At 37.1% G+C, this 16,939-nt stretch carries 17 protein-coding genes; 13 read left to right on the top strand and 4 right to left on the bottom strand.

What is annotated here, in order from left to right; translation table 11 throughout:
• Positions 1-32 precede the first annotated feature (32 nt).
• The 5 genes from GXK58_RS13215 (at position 33) to GXK58_RS13195 (ending at position 6,194) form a co-directional block, all read left to right on the top strand.
• Entirely contained in the window at positions 33-1,013 is a 981-nt protein-coding gene (locus GXK58_RS13215; protein WP_160723557.1) for an ABC transporter ATP-binding protein, read from the top strand.
• Positions 1,003-1,776 carry an ABC-2 family transporter protein gene (locus GXK58_RS13210; RefSeq protein WP_160723555.1) on the top strand — a complete coding sequence of 258 codons (774 nt, stop codon included), beginning with the start codon at positions 1,003-1,005 and terminating at the stop codon, positions 1,774-1,776. Before GXK58_RS13215 ends, GXK58_RS13210 begins: the two co-directional genes overlap by 11 nt.
• Before the next feature lies 1 nt (position 1,777).
• Positions 1,778-2,566: an ABC transporter permease gene (locus tag GXK58_RS13205; RefSeq protein ID WP_160723553.1), complete on the top strand. Its 789-nt coding sequence runs from the start codon at positions 1,778-1,780 to the stop codon at positions 2,564-2,566.
• A gap of 294 nt (positions 2,567-2,860) precedes the next feature.
• Positions 2,861-4,636 (top strand): ABC transporter ATP-binding protein, encoded by a 1,776-nt coding sequence (locus tag GXK58_RS13200; protein WP_160723551.1) that lies wholly within the window; start codon positions 2,861-2,863, stop codon positions 4,634-4,636.
• A gap of 331 nt (positions 4,637-4,967) precedes the next feature.
• Positions 4,968-6,194 carry a multidrug effflux MFS transporter gene (locus tag GXK58_RS13195; RefSeq protein ID WP_202171362.1) on the top strand — a complete coding sequence of 409 codons (1,227 nt, stop codon included), beginning with the start codon at positions 4,968-4,970 and terminating at the stop codon, positions 6,192-6,194.
• Positions 6,195-6,280: 86 nt separating this feature from the next.
• Here the strand turns inward: GXK58_RS13195 and GXK58_RS13190 are convergent, their stop codons facing one another.
• Positions 6,281-6,829: a TetR/AcrR family transcriptional regulator gene (locus GXK58_RS13190; protein WP_160723549.1), complete on the bottom strand. Its 549-nt coding sequence runs from the start codon at positions 6,827-6,829 to the stop codon at positions 6,281-6,283.
• Positions 6,830-7,046: 217 nt separating this feature from the next.
• Between GXK58_RS13190 and GXK58_RS13185 the strand changes: the two genes are divergently transcribed.
• The 4 genes from GXK58_RS13185 (at position 7,047) to GXK58_RS13170 (ending at position 10,980) form a co-directional block, all read left to right on the top strand.
• A complete protein-coding gene (locus GXK58_RS13185) occupies positions 7,047-7,802 on the top strand; it encodes a carboxymuconolactone decarboxylase family protein (RefSeq protein WP_160723547.1) in 756 nt (251 codons plus the stop codon).
• Positions 7,803-7,845: 43 nt separating this feature from the next.
• Positions 7,846-8,709 carry an aldo/keto reductase gene (locus tag GXK58_RS13180; RefSeq protein ID WP_160723545.1) on the top strand — a complete coding sequence of 288 codons (864 nt, stop codon included), beginning with the start codon at positions 7,846-7,848 and terminating at the stop codon, positions 8,707-8,709.
• Positions 8,710-8,915: 206 nt separating this feature from the next.
• The gene (locus GXK58_RS13175) at positions 8,916-10,013 is read left to right on the top strand and encodes an MBL fold metallo-hydrolase (RefSeq protein ID WP_160723749.1); all 1,098 of its coding nucleotides are present in this window, start codon (positions 8,916-8,918) and stop codon (positions 10,011-10,013) included.
• Positions 10,014-10,245: 232 nt separating this feature from the next.
• Entirely contained in the window at positions 10,246-10,980 is a 735-nt protein-coding gene (locus tag GXK58_RS13170; protein ID WP_160723543.1) for a cation diffusion facilitator family transporter, read from the top strand.
• 140 nt (positions 10,981-11,120) lie between these two features.
• On the opposite strand, the gene ftsX is transcribed toward GXK58_RS13170, so the two are convergent.
• The 3 genes from ftsX to GXK58_RS13155 are packed head-to-tail and all read right to left on the bottom strand — an operon-like array spanning position 11,121 to position 13,935.
• Positions 11,121-12,008, bottom strand: coding sequence for a permease-like cell division protein FtsX (ftsX, locus tag GXK58_RS13165; protein ID WP_272928152.1), 888 nt, complete (start codon positions 12,006-12,008; stop codon positions 11,121-11,123).
• A 2-nt stretch (positions 12,009-12,010) separates the two neighbouring features.
• Entirely contained in the window at positions 12,011-12,691 is a 681-nt protein-coding gene (ftsE, locus tag GXK58_RS13160) for a cell division ATP-binding protein FtsE (RefSeq protein WP_160723539.1), read from the bottom strand.
• A 32-nt stretch (positions 12,692-12,723) separates the two neighbouring features.
• Positions 12,724-13,935 carry a glucosaminidase domain-containing protein gene (locus GXK58_RS13155; RefSeq protein WP_160723537.1) on the bottom strand — a complete coding sequence of 404 codons (1,212 nt, stop codon included), beginning with the start codon at positions 13,933-13,935 and terminating at the stop codon, positions 12,724-12,726.
• A 477-nt stretch (positions 13,936-14,412) separates the two neighbouring features.
• Between GXK58_RS13155 and GXK58_RS13150 the strand changes: the two genes are divergently transcribed.
• The 4 genes from GXK58_RS13150 to GXK58_RS13135 are packed head-to-tail and all read left to right on the top strand — an operon-like array spanning position 14,413 to position 16,927.
• On the top strand, positions 14,413-14,775 hold the full coding sequence (locus GXK58_RS13150) for an aminotransferase yhxA (protein ID WP_160723536.1): 363 nt from the start codon (positions 14,413-14,415) through the stop codon (positions 14,773-14,775).
• Between the two features lie 44 nt (positions 14,776-14,819).
• Positions 14,820-15,218, top strand: coding sequence for a DUF350 domain-containing protein (locus GXK58_RS13145; protein WP_160723534.1), 399 nt, complete (start codon positions 14,820-14,822; stop codon positions 15,216-15,218).
• 15 nt (positions 15,219-15,233) lie between these two features.
• A complete protein-coding gene (locus tag GXK58_RS13140; protein ID WP_160723532.1) occupies positions 15,234-15,695 on the top strand; it encodes an RNA helicase in 462 nt (153 codons plus the stop codon).
• Between the two features lie 2 nt (positions 15,696-15,697).
• A complete protein-coding gene (locus tag GXK58_RS13135) occupies positions 15,698-16,927 on the top strand; it encodes a glutathionylspermidine synthase family protein (RefSeq protein ID WP_442862476.1) in 1,230 nt (409 codons plus the stop codon).
• Positions 16,928-16,939: the final 12 nt, after the last annotated feature.

The following is a 16,939-nucleotide window of genomic DNA, read 5'->3' as shown; positions in this document are numbered from 1 at the left end:
AGTATGATTATTTTTCAAATACTGGAGGAACCATGTCTATCCTAGTTCAAGATTTAACTAAATCCTTTCGCGTCCATGTGAGGAAAGAAGGCTCTATGGAGGCGTTACGCAGTTTATTCAAACGGGAGTACGAAACCGTTCAAGCGGTAAAGGACGTGTCCTTTACCATTAATACAGGCGAAATTGTAGGGTTTTTAGGTCCCAATGGTGCGGGAAAAACAACCACCATTAAAATGTTAGCAGGATTGCTGCATCCTACTTCTGGGAGTATTAAGGTAAATGGTTTTAAACCGCAGGAACAACAGAATGAGTACAAAAAAATGATGAGTTTGGTGATGGGGCAGAAAAGTCAGCTGATTTGGGACATCCCGCCAATGGAAACCTTTTTGGTCAATAAAAGTGTTTATGAAATTGATGAAAAAGTATTCCGCCAAACCTTAGATGAATTGGTTGAATTGCTAGAGTTAGCCCCATTGCTTGGGAAGCCTGTTCGAAACTTGAGTCTTGGCCAGCGGATGAAATGCGAATTGGCCGCCTCACTATTACACCGGCCATCCATTCTATTTTTAGATGAACCCACGATCGGTCTGGATGTAGATACACAAGAAAAGGTCCGGCAATTCATCGCTAAATATAATCGTGAACATCAAACAACGATTCTCTTAACTTCACATTATATGGGTGATGTGACTGCACTTTGTGAGCGGGTATTGATCATTAATCACGGGAAACTTCTTTACGATGGTGGATTACAAGTATTAACAGAAAGATTGACACCTTACAAATTGTTAGAGGTGCGTCTTCCTGCTGACTCAATTGGTCAATGGGAGGCGTTCGGTGAAGTGGTTTCATTTGAAGATGGTAAATTGACCCTTCGCGTAGCTAGGGATCGTGTACCGATTGTTTCATCAGCACTACTGGCTAATTTTGAAATTAATGACCTCAATATCCAAGATCCGCCGATGGAAGAAGTGATTACCTTAGCTTTCCAGGAGGAGTCACATGATTACTAAATACCGGGCGATTTTACGGATGAAGTATGTTGAAATGTTCTCTTATCAACTCTCAACGTTGGTCTGGATGTTTGGTACGATGGTCCAGCCATTGATTACTATGATGGTATGGATGAACATTTATCCAGAAGAGGGAGATACGTTTATTTTGTATTTTGTCTCACTGATTATGGTCGAGCGCTTGACAAGTGCTTGGGACGTCTGGGAAATGGATCGCCAAATCAGAGAAGGATCGTTTTCCTATCAAATTGTCCGGCCTTTTCATCCGATTCATTGGGCAATCGCTGAAAATATTGTTTATAAAGGTTTGTTCTTAGTTGTGCTTATTCCTTTATGGATTGTTTTATCCTTCTTTGTTCCATCGCTTCAGTTACATTTATCCTTTAGCCAGTGGGGACTTTTTCTAGTTGCGTTGCTGCTTGGAGCGATTATCCGATTTGCGTTTAGTTTTATGTTTGGTATTTTAGGTTTTTGGATGACCAAAGTAACCGCGGTCTATGCCACGTTTGAAACTGTTTCCTTATTTATTTCAGGCCGAATTGCCCCGTTTTCTCTCTTGCCGCCGGTTGTGAAAGAGATCAGTACTTTCTTACCTTATCGATATATGATCGGATTTCCTTTAGAAATTCTAACGGAGTCAGCCGATTCGCAAACATTAATGGCAGGATTTATCGGTTCTTTTATTTGGACTGTTCTGCTTATTGCTGCAATCGGGTGGTTATGGAAGGCTGGACTAAAGAAAAATCAGGCGGTGGGAGGATAAGATGAGGCGTTACCTGCGTATATTTAAAGAATTTTTTCGAACATGTCTGGTAGAGGAACTCGAGTATCGCAGCGAGTTTGTTGGAAATCTGTTTTCAAGTTTATTTGGTATTATTGTTTCGATCTTAATGGTGCAGATTTTCTTTTATCAAACGGATGAATTGGGCGGCTGGCCCTATGCAGATGTATTGATTCTTCTTGGAATATTTAATACATTACAAGGATTAGTTGATTTCGCTCTTCGCCCCAATATGCCAAGGCTTCTTTTACATATTCGAATGGGAACATTGGATTATGTACTGACCAAACCGGTCGATAGCATGTTTTTTGTTAGTCTGCGGCATCTAGTCTTCTGGCGCCTGATTGATGTCTTGTTAGGAATTGGATTAATCATCTATGGTCTTGTCCAAAAACATTTCATTCCTTCTTTTCTTGACGTAGGATTCTTTTTTGTTAGTATCCTGGCTGCCATGTTAATTATTTATTCGTTATGGATGTTATTAATGACCACGGCCTTTTGGGTGATTCGAATGGATGATTTATCTTTTTTATTTAATTCTTTCTTTGAAACGACTCGCTTCCCAATTACTATGTATAAAGGAGTGCTGCGAATGGTTTTAACCTATATATTACCGGCAGCTTTTCTTACGTTTACACCGGCAAGTTCTTTAATAGGCAAATGGGATGGGGGAACTACCGTCACATCCCTAATTGTGGCTGTTATATTCTTTTGGCTGGCCCGCAGATTCTGGAAGTTCGCCCTTGCGAATTATACTAGTGCGAGCAGTTAAATTTCTCAACTTAATAAGTAAAAGAGCTTTTTATATTTTTATAAGAAATGGGTTAGCCAGTTCGATTGGTTAACCTATCTTTTTTTCTAAAGGAGATTTTTATTGATTTACGAAACAAACAATAAACTAGTATAGGGACGGGTTTTGAAATATGTTTTGTTTGACGTATCAAATCTTGAGGAGTAGGATTGATGACGTATGTGGAAAACAATCGAATCAGGAAATAGTAGAGTAATGAAAAAAGTAATTAGGAAATTTTTTGTGATATGAGTTTCTATTTTGAGGGAGTTAAAAATGAACAGTTTTAAATTATATAGTAGATTTGTAAAACCTTATTGGAAGTTAGTAGTCATTACCTTGCTCATTGGTGTTATAAAGTTTGGCATTCCTTTAACCTTACCATTAATTATGAAATATGCAGTTGATTCCATTCTGCTGACAAAACTTTCATTAAGTCAGAAGATTCTTCAGCTAACTTACGTTATTTCAATTGCGTCTGTTTTATTTATTATCGTTCGATTTCCAGTTGAGTATTATCGTCAATATTTTGCTCAGGAAATTACGAGCAGAATTTTATATGACATCCGTGATAAACTCTATGGGCACTTACAAAAGCTTTCCCTTCGGTTTTATCAAAACCATAAAACCGGAGAAATCATTTCCCGTGTCATGAACGATGTGGAGCAAACAAAAAACATTGTTGAGACGGGTATGATGAATATCTGGTTAGATATCTTCACGCTCACCATTGCATTAGGCTTTATGTTTACTCTGAATGTAAAACTGACATTCGTAGCGATTGCCATTCTGCCTCTTTACGCAATTTCTGTAAAAAAATTATATAAACGTCTGAAATTATTAACAAAGCAGCGTTCACAATCCCTTGCGGATGTTCAGTCCTATCTTCATGAACGGGTTTCTGGGATTCCTGTTGTAAAAAGTTTTACATTAGAGGAGTATGATCAGAACCAATTTGATATTCGAAACAGCAATTTCCTTTCTAAAGCGTTGAAAGTTACCCAGTGGAATGCTTTAACCAATGCCATCATTAATACGCTAACTGATATCGCCCCATTACTGGTGATTGCCTATGGAGGATATAAAGTAGCGACAGGTGACCTTACGATTGGGACATTTGTTGCCTTCTTTGGCTATTTAGATCGGATATATAGTCCATTACGAAGATTAGTCAATTCATCTACTTTACTGACACAAGCAACCGCTTCGCTTGAGCGGGTTATGGAGTTATGGAATCACCCTTATGATGTTCAAGACGAACCTAACGCAAAAAAATTAGTTAATGTTACTGGTGATATTAAGTTTCAAAATGTATGGTTTCGATATGATAAGGAATCCGAATATATATTAAGAAACATTAATTTATCTATACCTTCGGGCCGGACAGTTGCTCTTGTTGGGATGAGTGGAGGGGGCAAATCCTCTTTAATAAGTCTCATTCCCCGATTTTATAATATTGATAAAGGCGATCTTACCATAGATGGCATCGACATTAATAACGTCACTCAACGTAGTCTGAGAAGGCATATTGGTATGGTGCTGCAGGATAATATTTTATTTAGCGGTACCATTCGAGAAAATATTTTATTAGGAAATCCAGAAGCATCAGAAGAAGAAGTCATTTTTTCTGCGAAGGCAGCAAATGCCCACGAATTTATCCTTAATCTTCCAAATGGTTATGATACAGAAATAGGGGAGAAAGGGGTAAAACTATCAGGTGGTCAAAAACAAAGGGTTGCCATTGCGAGAGTTTTTCTCAAAAACCCGCAAATTCTAATCCTGGATGAAGCAACGTCGGCATTGGATTTGGAATCTGAATCTTTGATTCAAGAATCGCTTGATAAATTAGCTAAAAATAGAACGACGATTATTATTGCACACCGTTTATCGACCATTACGAATGTAGACGAAATCATCTTCATGAAAGATGGGGAAATTGTTGAACAAGGGACACACGCGGAATTAATGAATCAAAAGGGCCATTATGAGCAGTTATTTAATATTCAAATATTAAATCAAGATAAAGATAAACAAATGGTGATGGACTATTAAGATAAATAAAAAATTGAGTAAGAAAAACCAAAGATTATATTGGATTCTTTTTCAAAGAGCAGTGAACTAACACTGCTCTATTTTTTTTAGAACCAAGTTTGGTTTTATTCTACACTCCTATCTAATAAAGCCCCCGTTACTGCACCATCAACTTTAGACATTTTAAGTCACCCATCCTTTCGTTGTTTACTCAACAATTTTAATAGTTTTGTTGAATAAACAACGAACTGCGTTAATTTATCCATTGAAGACATCCTGTTTCTCTTTATAATTATAAACAGATGTTGTTTTATCAATCAATGATGTTAATTGTCTTATTAAAGGAGTGGTCATGCTGAGTATAAATTCTAATAAAAATCAACTGGGTTTTGCCTTGATGTTAGCCGTATTTAGTGCGTTAGGGCCGTTTACCGTCGATATGTACCTTTCATCTTTCCCCCAAATTATGAAGTCCTTTGAAACAAACGCATCTATGGTTCAGACAAGCTTAACTGCAAGTTTATTAGGATTAAGCATAGGTCAACTTGTAATGGGTACTTTAAGTGATGTCCACGGAAGACGTAAACCGTTGTTAGTCTCTATGCTCCTGTATTTTATTTCCTCTATAGGCTGTGCTTTTGCACCAAATATTGCAACTTTCATAGCAGTAAGATTCATCCAAGGATTTGTCGCTGCTGCTGGACTCGTTATCTCACGTGCTATCGTTCGTGATCTATATAGTGGGGTGGAGCTAACCAAGTTCTTTGCACTCCTCACAACCATTGCTAGTGTTACGCCATTACTTTCTCCACTCGCAGGAGGTGTGGTCACATCTTTTACCTCATGGATCGGTGTGTTCATCTTCACCGCACTATTAGGAATATACCTAACCATCATAACAACTTGGAAGATAAAAGAAACGCTACCAGTTGAAAAACGGATACAGAGTAACTTTAGCGAGTTATATAACAACTATAAAAAGTTATTTCTCGATCAAACATTTATGGGGTATGCCCTTGTATCAGGAATCATATTTGCAGGAATCTTTGCTTATGTTTCTGGAAGTCCTTTTATTTACCAAAATATTTATGGAGTTTCACCTCAAGTGTTTTCGCTGCTATTTTCCTTGAATGGGATTGGTTTAGTGCTAGCTTCCCAGATGACGAAATTCATGGCAGGACGAATGCAAGCACGTACTATTTTCTTGATTGGATTGTGGTGTGCTTTTATTGCCAGTCTTGCAGTTTTGGTTGTAGTTCTAACCCATGGACCGTTATTTGCACTAGTTATTTCACTCTTCTTATTCAATTCATCAAACGGTATCATAGGACCGATGTCATTTACATTAGCAATGGAATCCCAAGGACATATTGCAGGAACTGCTTCCGCACTGCTAGGAATCCTTCCATTTTTGTTTGGCTCTATTGCTTCCCCGTTAGTGGGAATGGCAGGTGAATTTTCTGCGTTACCATTAGGTATCATTATTTTTACATCAAGTTTGCTGGCCGTCCTCTTCAATGGCGTCTTAATTAAAAAAGACAAACTGGTAGCCACTTCCAAAGAAATCAGCAATATTTAATTATCAATCAATTAAACTAAAGTTATGTTGAAGAAGGCTAGAGAATTTTTCCCTAGCCTTTTTTATTTTTTTGCCATGTTGTTTAATTATTCTAGGTTTCTATCTAACAATTCCCCTGTTTGTTCAGCCATGATACGGGCTGACAAAGGCATCTCATTCTTAAACCACCATTCTACTGATCCAACGACCGCTGAACCAAAAAATTGTAGAATCACTTCTTGATTTAATCCTTTGTTTTTTCCTATCGCTATATCCACTTCGGATTTAAACTCTTCCACTACTAAATCAAGAAAACGGCTACGAAAATAGGGCGCACCTTTACTCGCCAACATCGTTGAAAAAAACAAATAATTACGCTCAAAGTATTCGTACCAGACATAATTTCCTTCTTGAAACGTCATCTCAGATGCCGATTGGCAAAGTTCCCTAAGATTGTCCATATGTTCTTCAATCATCTTATCCAATAAATCGTATTTATCAGTGTAATGAAGATAAATCGTTCCTCGATTCACATCTGCTCTATCAGCAATATCCTGAATGGTAATGTCGTCAAAACTTTTTTCAGACATCAGTTCAGTTACCGCATTTTTTATAGCAACTTGGCTTTTAGCTATTCTTCTATCTACTTTAGACATTTTCATTCACCAATCTTTCGAAAGATAATCAACAATTTTAATTGATTTGTTGAGTAATCAACGAATTGAGTTAATTTAACCATTGAAAGTATGAATGGCTTTTCTATAATTATAAACAGATGTTGATTAATCAATCAATATTAATTTTTACAAGCAGAAAGTTGAGTTTCTTTTTGAAATAATAAAAGTAAACAAACTTCTAACAGGAGGCATATTTATGGACCGTGTTGAAAAGAGCACAGAAAAATACAACCAGCTATTTGGTAATGGAGTACCAGCCGCATACGCTACCGATCCTGATTTTCAGGACATTCTTAGCCGTTTTATTTTTGGAGAAGTTTTTTACCAAGGTCAGTTAGATGACAAGCAGCGTGAGCTTATCACTCTGGTTGTGCTCACCACGAACCAGACGTTACCGCAGCTGAAGGCGCATGTAGCTGCAGCATTAAACGTCGGGCTTACACCTGTTGAGATTAAAGAAGCTGTTTACCAGTGTGCTCCGTACATTGGATTTCCGAAAACATTAAACGCCATCAACGAAGTCAATGAGGTTTTCAAATCAAGGAATATCCCATTACCAATTGAAAGCCAAAAGACAGTAGATGAAGATAATCGTTTTGAGAAGGGTCTTGCAGTACAAGTAGAAATTTTCGGTGATGTAATCGCGAAAATGCAAGAGGCTGCCCCATTAAATCAAAAGCAAATTCAGGAATACCTTTCTGCTTTTTGCTTCGGAGATTTCTACACTCGCAAGGGACTCGATTTGAAAACACGGGAGTTGTTGACACTCTGCATCGTAAGCAGCCTGGGTGGCGCTGAAGGTCAAGTGAAAGCTCATGTACAGGGAAACTTAAATGTGGGCAATGATAAGGAAATATTGATTACCGCCATCACACATTGTCTGCCATATATGGGTTTTCCAAGAACATTGAATGCACTGGCTTGTGTGAATGAAATAATATCAGAAAATTAATCAAGATACTAAAAAAATATAACTATACAAAGGAGACAAAGGCATGTTTAACGAAACTTTCAAATTATCAAATGGTGTAGAAATTCCAAAATTAGGTCTTGGTACCTGGCTGCTTGACGATACACAGGCAGCACAAGCAGTCCGTGATGCGGTATCTATCGGATATCGCCATATTGATACAGCTCAAGCTTATATGAATGAAGCAGGTGTAGGTGAAACAATCCGTTCATGCGGTGTCGCAAGAGAAGAACTTTTCATTACGACAAAGGTTGCAGCAGAAGCAAAGACCTATCATGCCGTTACGCAGTCTATAGATAATTCTTTAGAAAAATTGGGACTGGATTACATTGACCTTTTGATTATTCACAGTCCACAGCCTTGGGTGGAGTTCCGTGAGGAGAACCGTTACTTCGAGGAAAACAAAGAAGTGTGGAAATCTTTGGAGGATGCTTATAAGGCAGGCAAGGTAAAGGCAATCGGCCTTTCTAACTTTCTTCAGGATGATATAGAGAATATTCTTGCAAGCTGTGAGATCAAGCCTATGGTCAATCAGATATTGGCACATGTGAGCAATACTCCTTTGGAACTAATTGAATTCTGCCAGAGGAATGACATCCTGGTAGAGGCATATTCACCAATTGCCCACGGTGCAGTTCTCGATAATGCAGAGGTTCAGGTAATAGCTGAAAAGTACGGGGTATCTGTTGCTCAAGCCTGCCTGCGTTATGCTATCCAGCTTGGTATGGTGGTAATTCCTAAGACGGCAAATCCAGATCACATGAGAAATAATGCAGAGCTTGATTTTGTTATCAGCGATGCAGATATGGAGATTTTGAAGAATTTAGAGCACATCCAAAATTATGGTGAGCATAGCTTCTTCCCTGTATTTGGCGGGAAATTAAAGTAAACAGGTATTAAATAATGGACGAACCAATCCACGAAAATTTTTCGCCCAACAAAAGCCCTAATCAGAAGGATGTATTATTTGTACACCCTTCTTTTTTACCGTTTAATGCTAAGTGAAATGTGTTTAGATTAGAAGTCTCTATCAGTTTTTGGCTAAATATGCAATGGTTCATGTAAAATGGGGAGGAGGGGGTTATAAAAAAAGTGATAGTTTATTTATTAATTTTTTTCGTTGTAGTACTAGTTTTCATATTATTGTTTATAAACCTAAATCCAGTTTTCGGAGGCAACCCAAGCAAAATACAAAAAGAGCAATTTAGTCATTTGGAGAATTATATGGATGGTAAATTTATCAATCCAGAAACAACAAAGTTAACTATGAGTGCAACTGATTATTTCTCCATGCTTGAGGAAAATATTTCAGGTGCTAAAGACCGTAATCCTCAAGGTCAAATTCCTTTTTCCGAACCCAATTGGACCAAAATAAAAAGTGGGGAAGATAGTTTAACTTGGTTTGGGCATTCTGCTTTCTTACTTAGTATTGATAACAAAAAGATGCTTGTAGATCCCATGCTAGGCCCCATTGCTTCACCTGTTTCTTTCGTAGGAAGCAAACGTTACAGTGAAGATCTGTTACATCTTATTGATGAAATGCCGCCGATTGATGCTGTTTTTATTACTCATGATCATTACGACCACTTAGATTATCCATCTATTAAAAAATTAAAGAACAAGGTCAATCATTTCTTCGTTCCGCTGGGTGTAGGTGCACACTTGATCGATTGGGGAGTTAAGAAAGATAAAATAACAGAACTAAATTGGTGGGAAGAAACAGAGTTTCAAGGCCTAACTGTTGCATTCACACCTTCCAAACACTTTTCTGGGAGAGGACCGTTAAATAGGAATTCCACCCTTTGGGGCGGCTGGGTCATTCTTGGAGGCAAGACACGTTTCTATACAAGCGGAGATGGCGGGTATGATACACATTTTAAGGAGATAGGGAAGAGGTACGGACCTTTTGATCTTACTTTAATAGAAGGCGGACAATATGACCGGCGTTGGTCTTGGGTTCATATGACACCTGAACAATCTGTTCAGGCTCATATAGATGCAAAAGGTAAAAATATGATGTTAATTCACTGGGGAGCTTTTACGCTTGCTTATCATGGTTGGACAGAACCAATAGAACGAGCATTAAAAGCGTCAGAGAAATACGGAGTAAGTATGATAGCTCCTAAAATTGGCGAAACAGTTCCATTAGATGAGAAATACTCCATTCCTATCTCCTCTTGGTGGACAGAATAAAAGAGTAGGAATAAGAGATGAAAAAAGAATAATTAATAAAATAATACCAAGTTACATTTTCGATATTTGAATAGGTTACATTCTAGATACATAGGAGCAGAGCGAGTAAAAAGATCATCGATTACGATGGTCTTTTTGGATTTTTAAAAAAATAATAAAAGGTTATTTTTATCAATATTTCCCACTTTATTCGGACAAGATAAAACAAATAAGTGGGGAGGAAACATAGCGTATGGAAATCAAGCAGGTGTTTAAGTACATTAAAAAAGGTAACCAATCTTCAGCACTAGCTATGACAGGAAATATGCTTATTGCAGTTATAGAGTTTATAGCTGGAGCAATTAGTGGAAGTGGGGCTATGTATGCAGCAGCTATGCACTCATTCGGGGATGCAGTGAACCAAGGTTTCATTTTTATGGGTAGTGTTTTTTCACAAAGGAAACCGACAAAACGGTTTCCAAATGGATTTGAATCCTTGAACAATATATTTAGTATCATTGCCGCGTTGGTTGTCTTAACCATGGCATATGAAACGATAGATGAGGGATGTCATTTATTATGGCACCCTCCTGAACACAGTAGAGGTCTAGTCATTAATGTTTTGATCTTAGTTCTAAATCTGGTTATTGATGGTGCTGTCTTACTAAAAGCTATTAGAGAAATAAATGAAGATTCCAGGGTAATTGATAAGGGTTTCAAATTTGTGCTTCACGCTTTTAAAAATGTGAGTAAAGCAGCTCCACCAACGAGGTTTATCTTCTTTGAAGATATTGTTTCAGTTACCAGTGCTATTCTAGCGATGATTGCGGTGATAGTTACATCTATTACAAAAATCCATTTTTTAGATGGAGTTTTTACTGTTATTATCGGATTATTAATGCTTTGGGTATCTATTCGAGTGGCTTACGACAATATAGTAGAACTCGTTACAAGTTCTGCTATCATGAATGACCAATACCATGAGTGAATAGATTTCCTAATTGACGGGGGAGCGACGGCTTCTTAGTTTTACAGACCATTAAAACCAGCAGAATAAAAGATCAAAACCTGTTACTCTTTGGAAATCTCAACAAAGAATAACAGGTTTTTTTATAAATTAAAATGGTTTTAAATTTTTAATATCCGTCTTAATGATGAATTGGCTCCCCAAATCCCAATAAAAGCACCAAAACCCAGAAGAAGTAAACAGGAAATAGGAAGGAGCTGGTATGGATGAATCAGTTCAACAAAGGCCAGATCAACATATTTATTAAAATAGATATAAACAAAATAATACCCTATCCCAGTTAAAATGACCGCAAACAACGCCCCTAGGAGTCCGATAAAAGATCCTTCGACAATAAAAGGATATCTTATAAAATAGTTAGTGGCTCCTATCAATTTCCTCAACTGGATTTCTTGTTTTCTAGCTAACACGGTTATTTTTAATGTATTGCTAACCAAATGGCCAGAAATAAGGGTGAGGCAGATAATAAAAATACCGCCAATTAATCGAGCTATCTTCGTGGACATAAGTAGAGGAGCTACTACGTTTTTTGCATATTCCACTTTATCGACTTGAGCGAGATTTTCTATTTTACTGGCAACTAAAGATACATCTTGCGGCTGTTCCGTTTTAACCACTAACTTATCATTCAAAGGATTATCATCTTTCAAGGTTTGAAAAGCGGCGCCTTCATCACCCAGGTTTTTCATAAAACTCTGAAGACCTTCGTTTTTTGAAACAAAATCAATGGAAGAAACTTTTTCTATTGATTCAATATTGTTCCATAATGTCTTTAGTTCAGCCGTATTGGTATCTTTAAGATATACTTGTATCTCTACATTATTTTCAACTTTTTCAGTGATATGGTTTAAATTAATTAATAGTAAAAGAGTAACCCCAACAAGAAAAAGCATAAAAGCCAATGAACTAACCGATGTGACGGTCATCCATCCATTCCTCTTAAAATTATTCATTCCTTCCGATAAATGCCTATTTATATACGAGTTCATTTTCAACTTGTTAACACCTTTTCTTTAAGATCACTAGGTATACTTCCATTATCAATTACTATGATTCTTTTGCTTGTCCGTTCAATAAATTCCCTATTGTGAGTGGTCATTATGACCGTTGTTCCCTTTTTATTAATTTCTTCAAACAAGGTCATAATCTCTGATGCAGTTTTCATATCCAGGTTTCCAGTTGGTTCATCGGCCAAAATGATTTTGGGTCCGTTAACGATGGCCCTTGCAATGGCAACCCGTTGTTGTTCGCCTCCAGATAGTTCATGAGGGAAACGATTTGCTTTGGAAGAAAGCCCAACCCTTTTCAATGCTTGGTCTACATTGCTGCGAATGAGGTTCATCGGAATTCCAATCGATTCTTGGGCAAAAGAAACATTTTCATAGACTGTCATATTGGATATCAATCGAAATTCTTGAAAAACCATTCCGATTGACCTTCTTAACAGATGAATTTTACGTTCTTTTAAAGTTGATAGATTCATATCATTCACAATGATTTCTCCGCTCGTTGCTTTTTCTTCTCTTGTTATTAGTTTGTTAAGTGTGGATTTACCTGCTCCGCTTTCACCTATGATTAAGACGAATTCTCCGTTATTAATTTGCAAGTTAATGTTGTTAAGAGCAGGTACGCCGTTTGGATATACTTTTGATACATTTTCAAATAGAATCAATGTGCACAAAATCTCCTTTCAAGTCGCATAAATTAGATGTCTAATTTATAAATATCATACTGGTAGATAATTTTAAGCAATTTAGTTGCGTAATTTGGGTCGGTAGCATACCCGCCTTTTTGAATACCATTTGCATAATCTGCAATATTTGTAACGTCTTTCAGGTATTTCTGATACCTAGGTTTTAATAACAGCTCAGCATGATCCAGCATACTATCATAGTAAGTAGTATAACTCGCAAATTGGGCTTTTGTGGTGATTTTTACCCCATTTACATATTCGGTTGTATCCATATAGACTGATCCTGCAGTGCCTGTTCCTTTAACTCCAAATAAATTTTTTGCTTGGAAAGCAAGACCTGATAAACCGTTATACTTTCCTGAACTTTCTAAAATGATTTGGCCTAAAGTAATGGAGGCAGGAACCCCTTTTTCTTGATGGAGTCTTTGCGCATCAGCAACGAATGGGGCTATTACTGAGTTAATCATTTGGACATTACCCTTATTCTGAATCCCGTTAATGATAGCCTGGATTTCCTTTTCGTTTTCTTGCAGCAGCTTTAGTGCCAGTAATTTTTGCTGTTCTTCCTGCTCCAATTGTTTTTTCTTCTCTTCAAGGGTACGGGCTAACAATTCTTTTTCCTTTTTACTGTTCTCTTCACTTGCTTTTATTTTTTCCAGCTCCGCTTTTTCTTGAGTGGTGGTATCTTGTAATCTCTTTACATTCTCTTTAATACTGGCTACTTTATTTTGATCAGCAATATACTCTTCAATAAATTTCTTATCTTCATTTACAATTTTATCATAGGCAACAAAATGGTCGATAAATTCTCCAAAACTATTAACTGATAGGATCACATTCATAAAAGACATATGACCTTCCGTACGATAATAAGAAGATACTCTCTCCTTAAATTCTTGTTCTCGATTCGTTAGTAAAGCCGTGATTCTAATAGATTCTTGATTTAAATGGTTCATATTTTTTTGAATTTCTATTAATTCATTTTGCTTTTGTTGAATTTTTGTATTCGCTTCTGCAATTTGCTGATCAATTTCTTTCATTTTTTCCGTTAGGGTATTAATTTCTTCTTGCACTTGAAGTTTTTCTTGTTTTATTCCTGATAAGTCTGATTGCAATTGCTCCTGTGTGACCGGTGTGTTGGATGGAACCGTTTCAGCTTTTGCAGCGATAGGTGCCGTCATTAAAGAAAAAGTTAAGGGTACCAAATAGATTTTTTTATTCATATTGTTTAAATCCTTCTTTTGTATTTTATTAAAAAACATTATGGGGATTAAGGAGAGAATGCCATGTACAGATACATACTTATAGTATAGTAACAAAACAGTCATGGAAATTAAATAAACACTTTTTGATTCCTCATAATCTGTATTCTACAAAAATTATAAACTATAAAATCACTTTAATTATTTTCAAATTTTTAACAATTTCCGACATTTGAAAATAAAAATGGCGGAAGGCAAAGTATTTACGGAAATATTTCTTCATACCATATCTATTTTAAGGATAGCTAAAGGAACTGGCAACTATCAAACAGATTAACAGACAGGTATTTTTTTCTATTTTTAAAGGCGGTTCGCCGTAACCTCTGTTATTATTAAGTTTGATAAACATCTTGATTATGTTATAAATCAAGAATTTTACCACGAATCTTTTTGGAAAATGGTTCGTAAAGTATAGACATCAGGTACGGAGGTGATTGCATGAAAAAAACAAGAACAGTAATGACGGGAATCACATCTACAGCCCTTCTGTTAGGTCTGGCAGGTTGTAATTCAAATTCTCAGAGTATACCTGCACCGCCCGACGACCCGAGCTGTACCGATTGGGAGTGGGATGATGATGATGGTGTTTGGGAATGTGATGATAGCAGCTCCAGATACTATGGGCATTACTTTTACGGAGGACACTATTATAATAGCAAGTCATTACTTTACAAAAGTAAGAACTATAACTCTTATAAAAACAGTTCGTCCTTTAAAGGGAACACTTCAGGAAGCAGTAGTACAGGGTCGGTAAAGAAAAGCTCAGGTTTTGGGAGCGGCTCAAAAAGCTATGGTGGATAAAAGCTTGACCTTAGAACTTTACGAAAATGAAAGGGAGTATGTTTGTGAACTTATATGCTAATTTTGCTGCTTATTTAGGGGTAGGGTTACTACTTTTAATTATAGGACTCATATTATTTATGGTCAGTACCCCAAAAATAAAGGAGTTTGGATTAATTGCCGAAAAAAACGTAACAGCCGCTCTGACACTTGGGGGTAAAGTCGTCGGTCTTGCTTTAGTTTTAGGAGCATCTGCTGAATATTCAGTCTCACTATTCGATATGGTGATTTGGGGAATAATCGGTATCATTTCTCAAATTATTGTGTTTATTCTCGCGGAGGTATTAACGATCCGTTTCAGTATCCAAAAGGCCATTGTGGATGATAATCGGGCAGTAGGAATCATTTTGTTTTCCTTATCCTTATCGATTGGCTGGATTGTGGCAAAGTGTTTATCTTACTAAAGGGCATGGTGTCAAATGAGGAAACTTACATATTTTATTGATAAAGGAAACAATGACTACGAACCCTTTTATGAATATTACGTCGATCATGTCGGTTTAGATGAGTTGTATGCCCGGCAGCTATGTACTTATTTTATTATGAGAGGTCAGCTATACCAGCTGATCTCAAATGAAATGAACGGTGACGAAGATATTCTTGTGATCAAAGAGATGGGAAGAAACCCTCATGCAGCCGATGAAAGAGGGGTACGCGGAAAAGGACTATCTATTGAGATTCGTAGATATCGTGAAGAAGAGAATTATAAATTAATCACTTCTATCCCATGTGAAACTCATTATGACATTATTCGTTTTCTTTTAAAGGATGTTGTGGATGTTCGCGGTTTTGGACAGAAGGAAGTCACTTCGACAGAAATCGACGAAGACAGAGGGGTTTATGTCCTTTATGTAAAGGAGTTGGGGGAGGAACAGGCTTGAATATTGATTCCTACCATGACAAGAGAAGTCGTTTTTATAAGAAAGTGGACCATTTCTGGGCCAATCTTTATGGGGAAGAATATGCGCTCTATGATATTGAGCTAATAGAATGGAAGAAATTAAGTCAAATTCACATCGCAAGCGACCGGATAGGTTCCATCTTTTTTAAAACTTCCAAGCTGCTTCGTGAAGTACCTGACCGGACATTATTGGAAATGGGATTCCCAAAGGAGACCATTCAGTTTATAAGATTAAAAACTCTTCCTGCCGAGAGCGTTATTTCTCGGCTTGATCTCATTCCATATGGAAATAGCTATAAATGTATTGAAATAAATGCAGATACGCCGACCTTTATAAAAGAACTATTTTATGTTAATGAAGAAATCTGCAGGGAATTCTCTATAGAAAATCCGAATGCACCAATGGAACAATTATTAGGAGAAGTTGTTCGCCGAAATATTCATTCTAGTGTAAAGCAATTGGGAATAAAAGAACCTAATATTGTTTTTACAGCTCATGAAGACAACTTAGAGGACCTGGAAACGGTCCTTTATTTACAAGCACTTTCCGAAGTTCCATCTAAATTCATCCCACTTCATAAGCTTCAAATTCAAAAAGGCGTCGGACTTTTTGATGAAGAGGGAACCAAAATAGATATTTTATATCGGCAGACTTTCCCCATTGAAAGTATCATTACTGATGAGGATTCAGAGGGGAATAGGATTGGAATATGGCTGTTGGAGCTTGTGGAAGATGGAAAGCTTGCTATCATTAATCCGCCATCGGCATTTTTGCTGCAGAACAAGGCGGTACAGGCAGTCATTTGGGGATTGCATTGTGAGAATCATGTATTTTTTACCAAAGAAGAGCATGAGTGGATTGACGAATATTTTCTTCCGACGTATCTTGAGCCGGATTTTTTTATAGAGCAAGGCTTGCCATTTGTTAAAAAGCCTGCATTCGGCAGGGAAGGGGATACGGTCGAAATATATACATCCGAAGGAACCTTAGCTCATGCAGACTCCCAAAGGTCATATATGGATTTTGTGGCAGTTTACCAGAAGTATATCAAGCATCCTACCGTTATGTTTCAAAGTGAAAAAGGGGAACAAGAAGGGAATCTTTTAGTTGGGAGCTTTCTACTAGATGGAAAACCCTCAGCTGTCGGGTATAGGGTAGGAGGAACGATTACAAATAACCTTTCCTACTATTATCCAATTGGAATCAAATAGGGATGGCTTACC

This window comes from Bacillus sp. USDA818B3_A, from assembly GCF_009928415.1.
GTDB lineage: Bacteria > Bacillota > Bacilli > Bacillales > Cytobacillaceae > Neobacillus.
The sequence above is the reverse complement of the archived record's forward strand: the minus strand, read 5'-3'. Positions and strand labels throughout refer to the sequence as shown.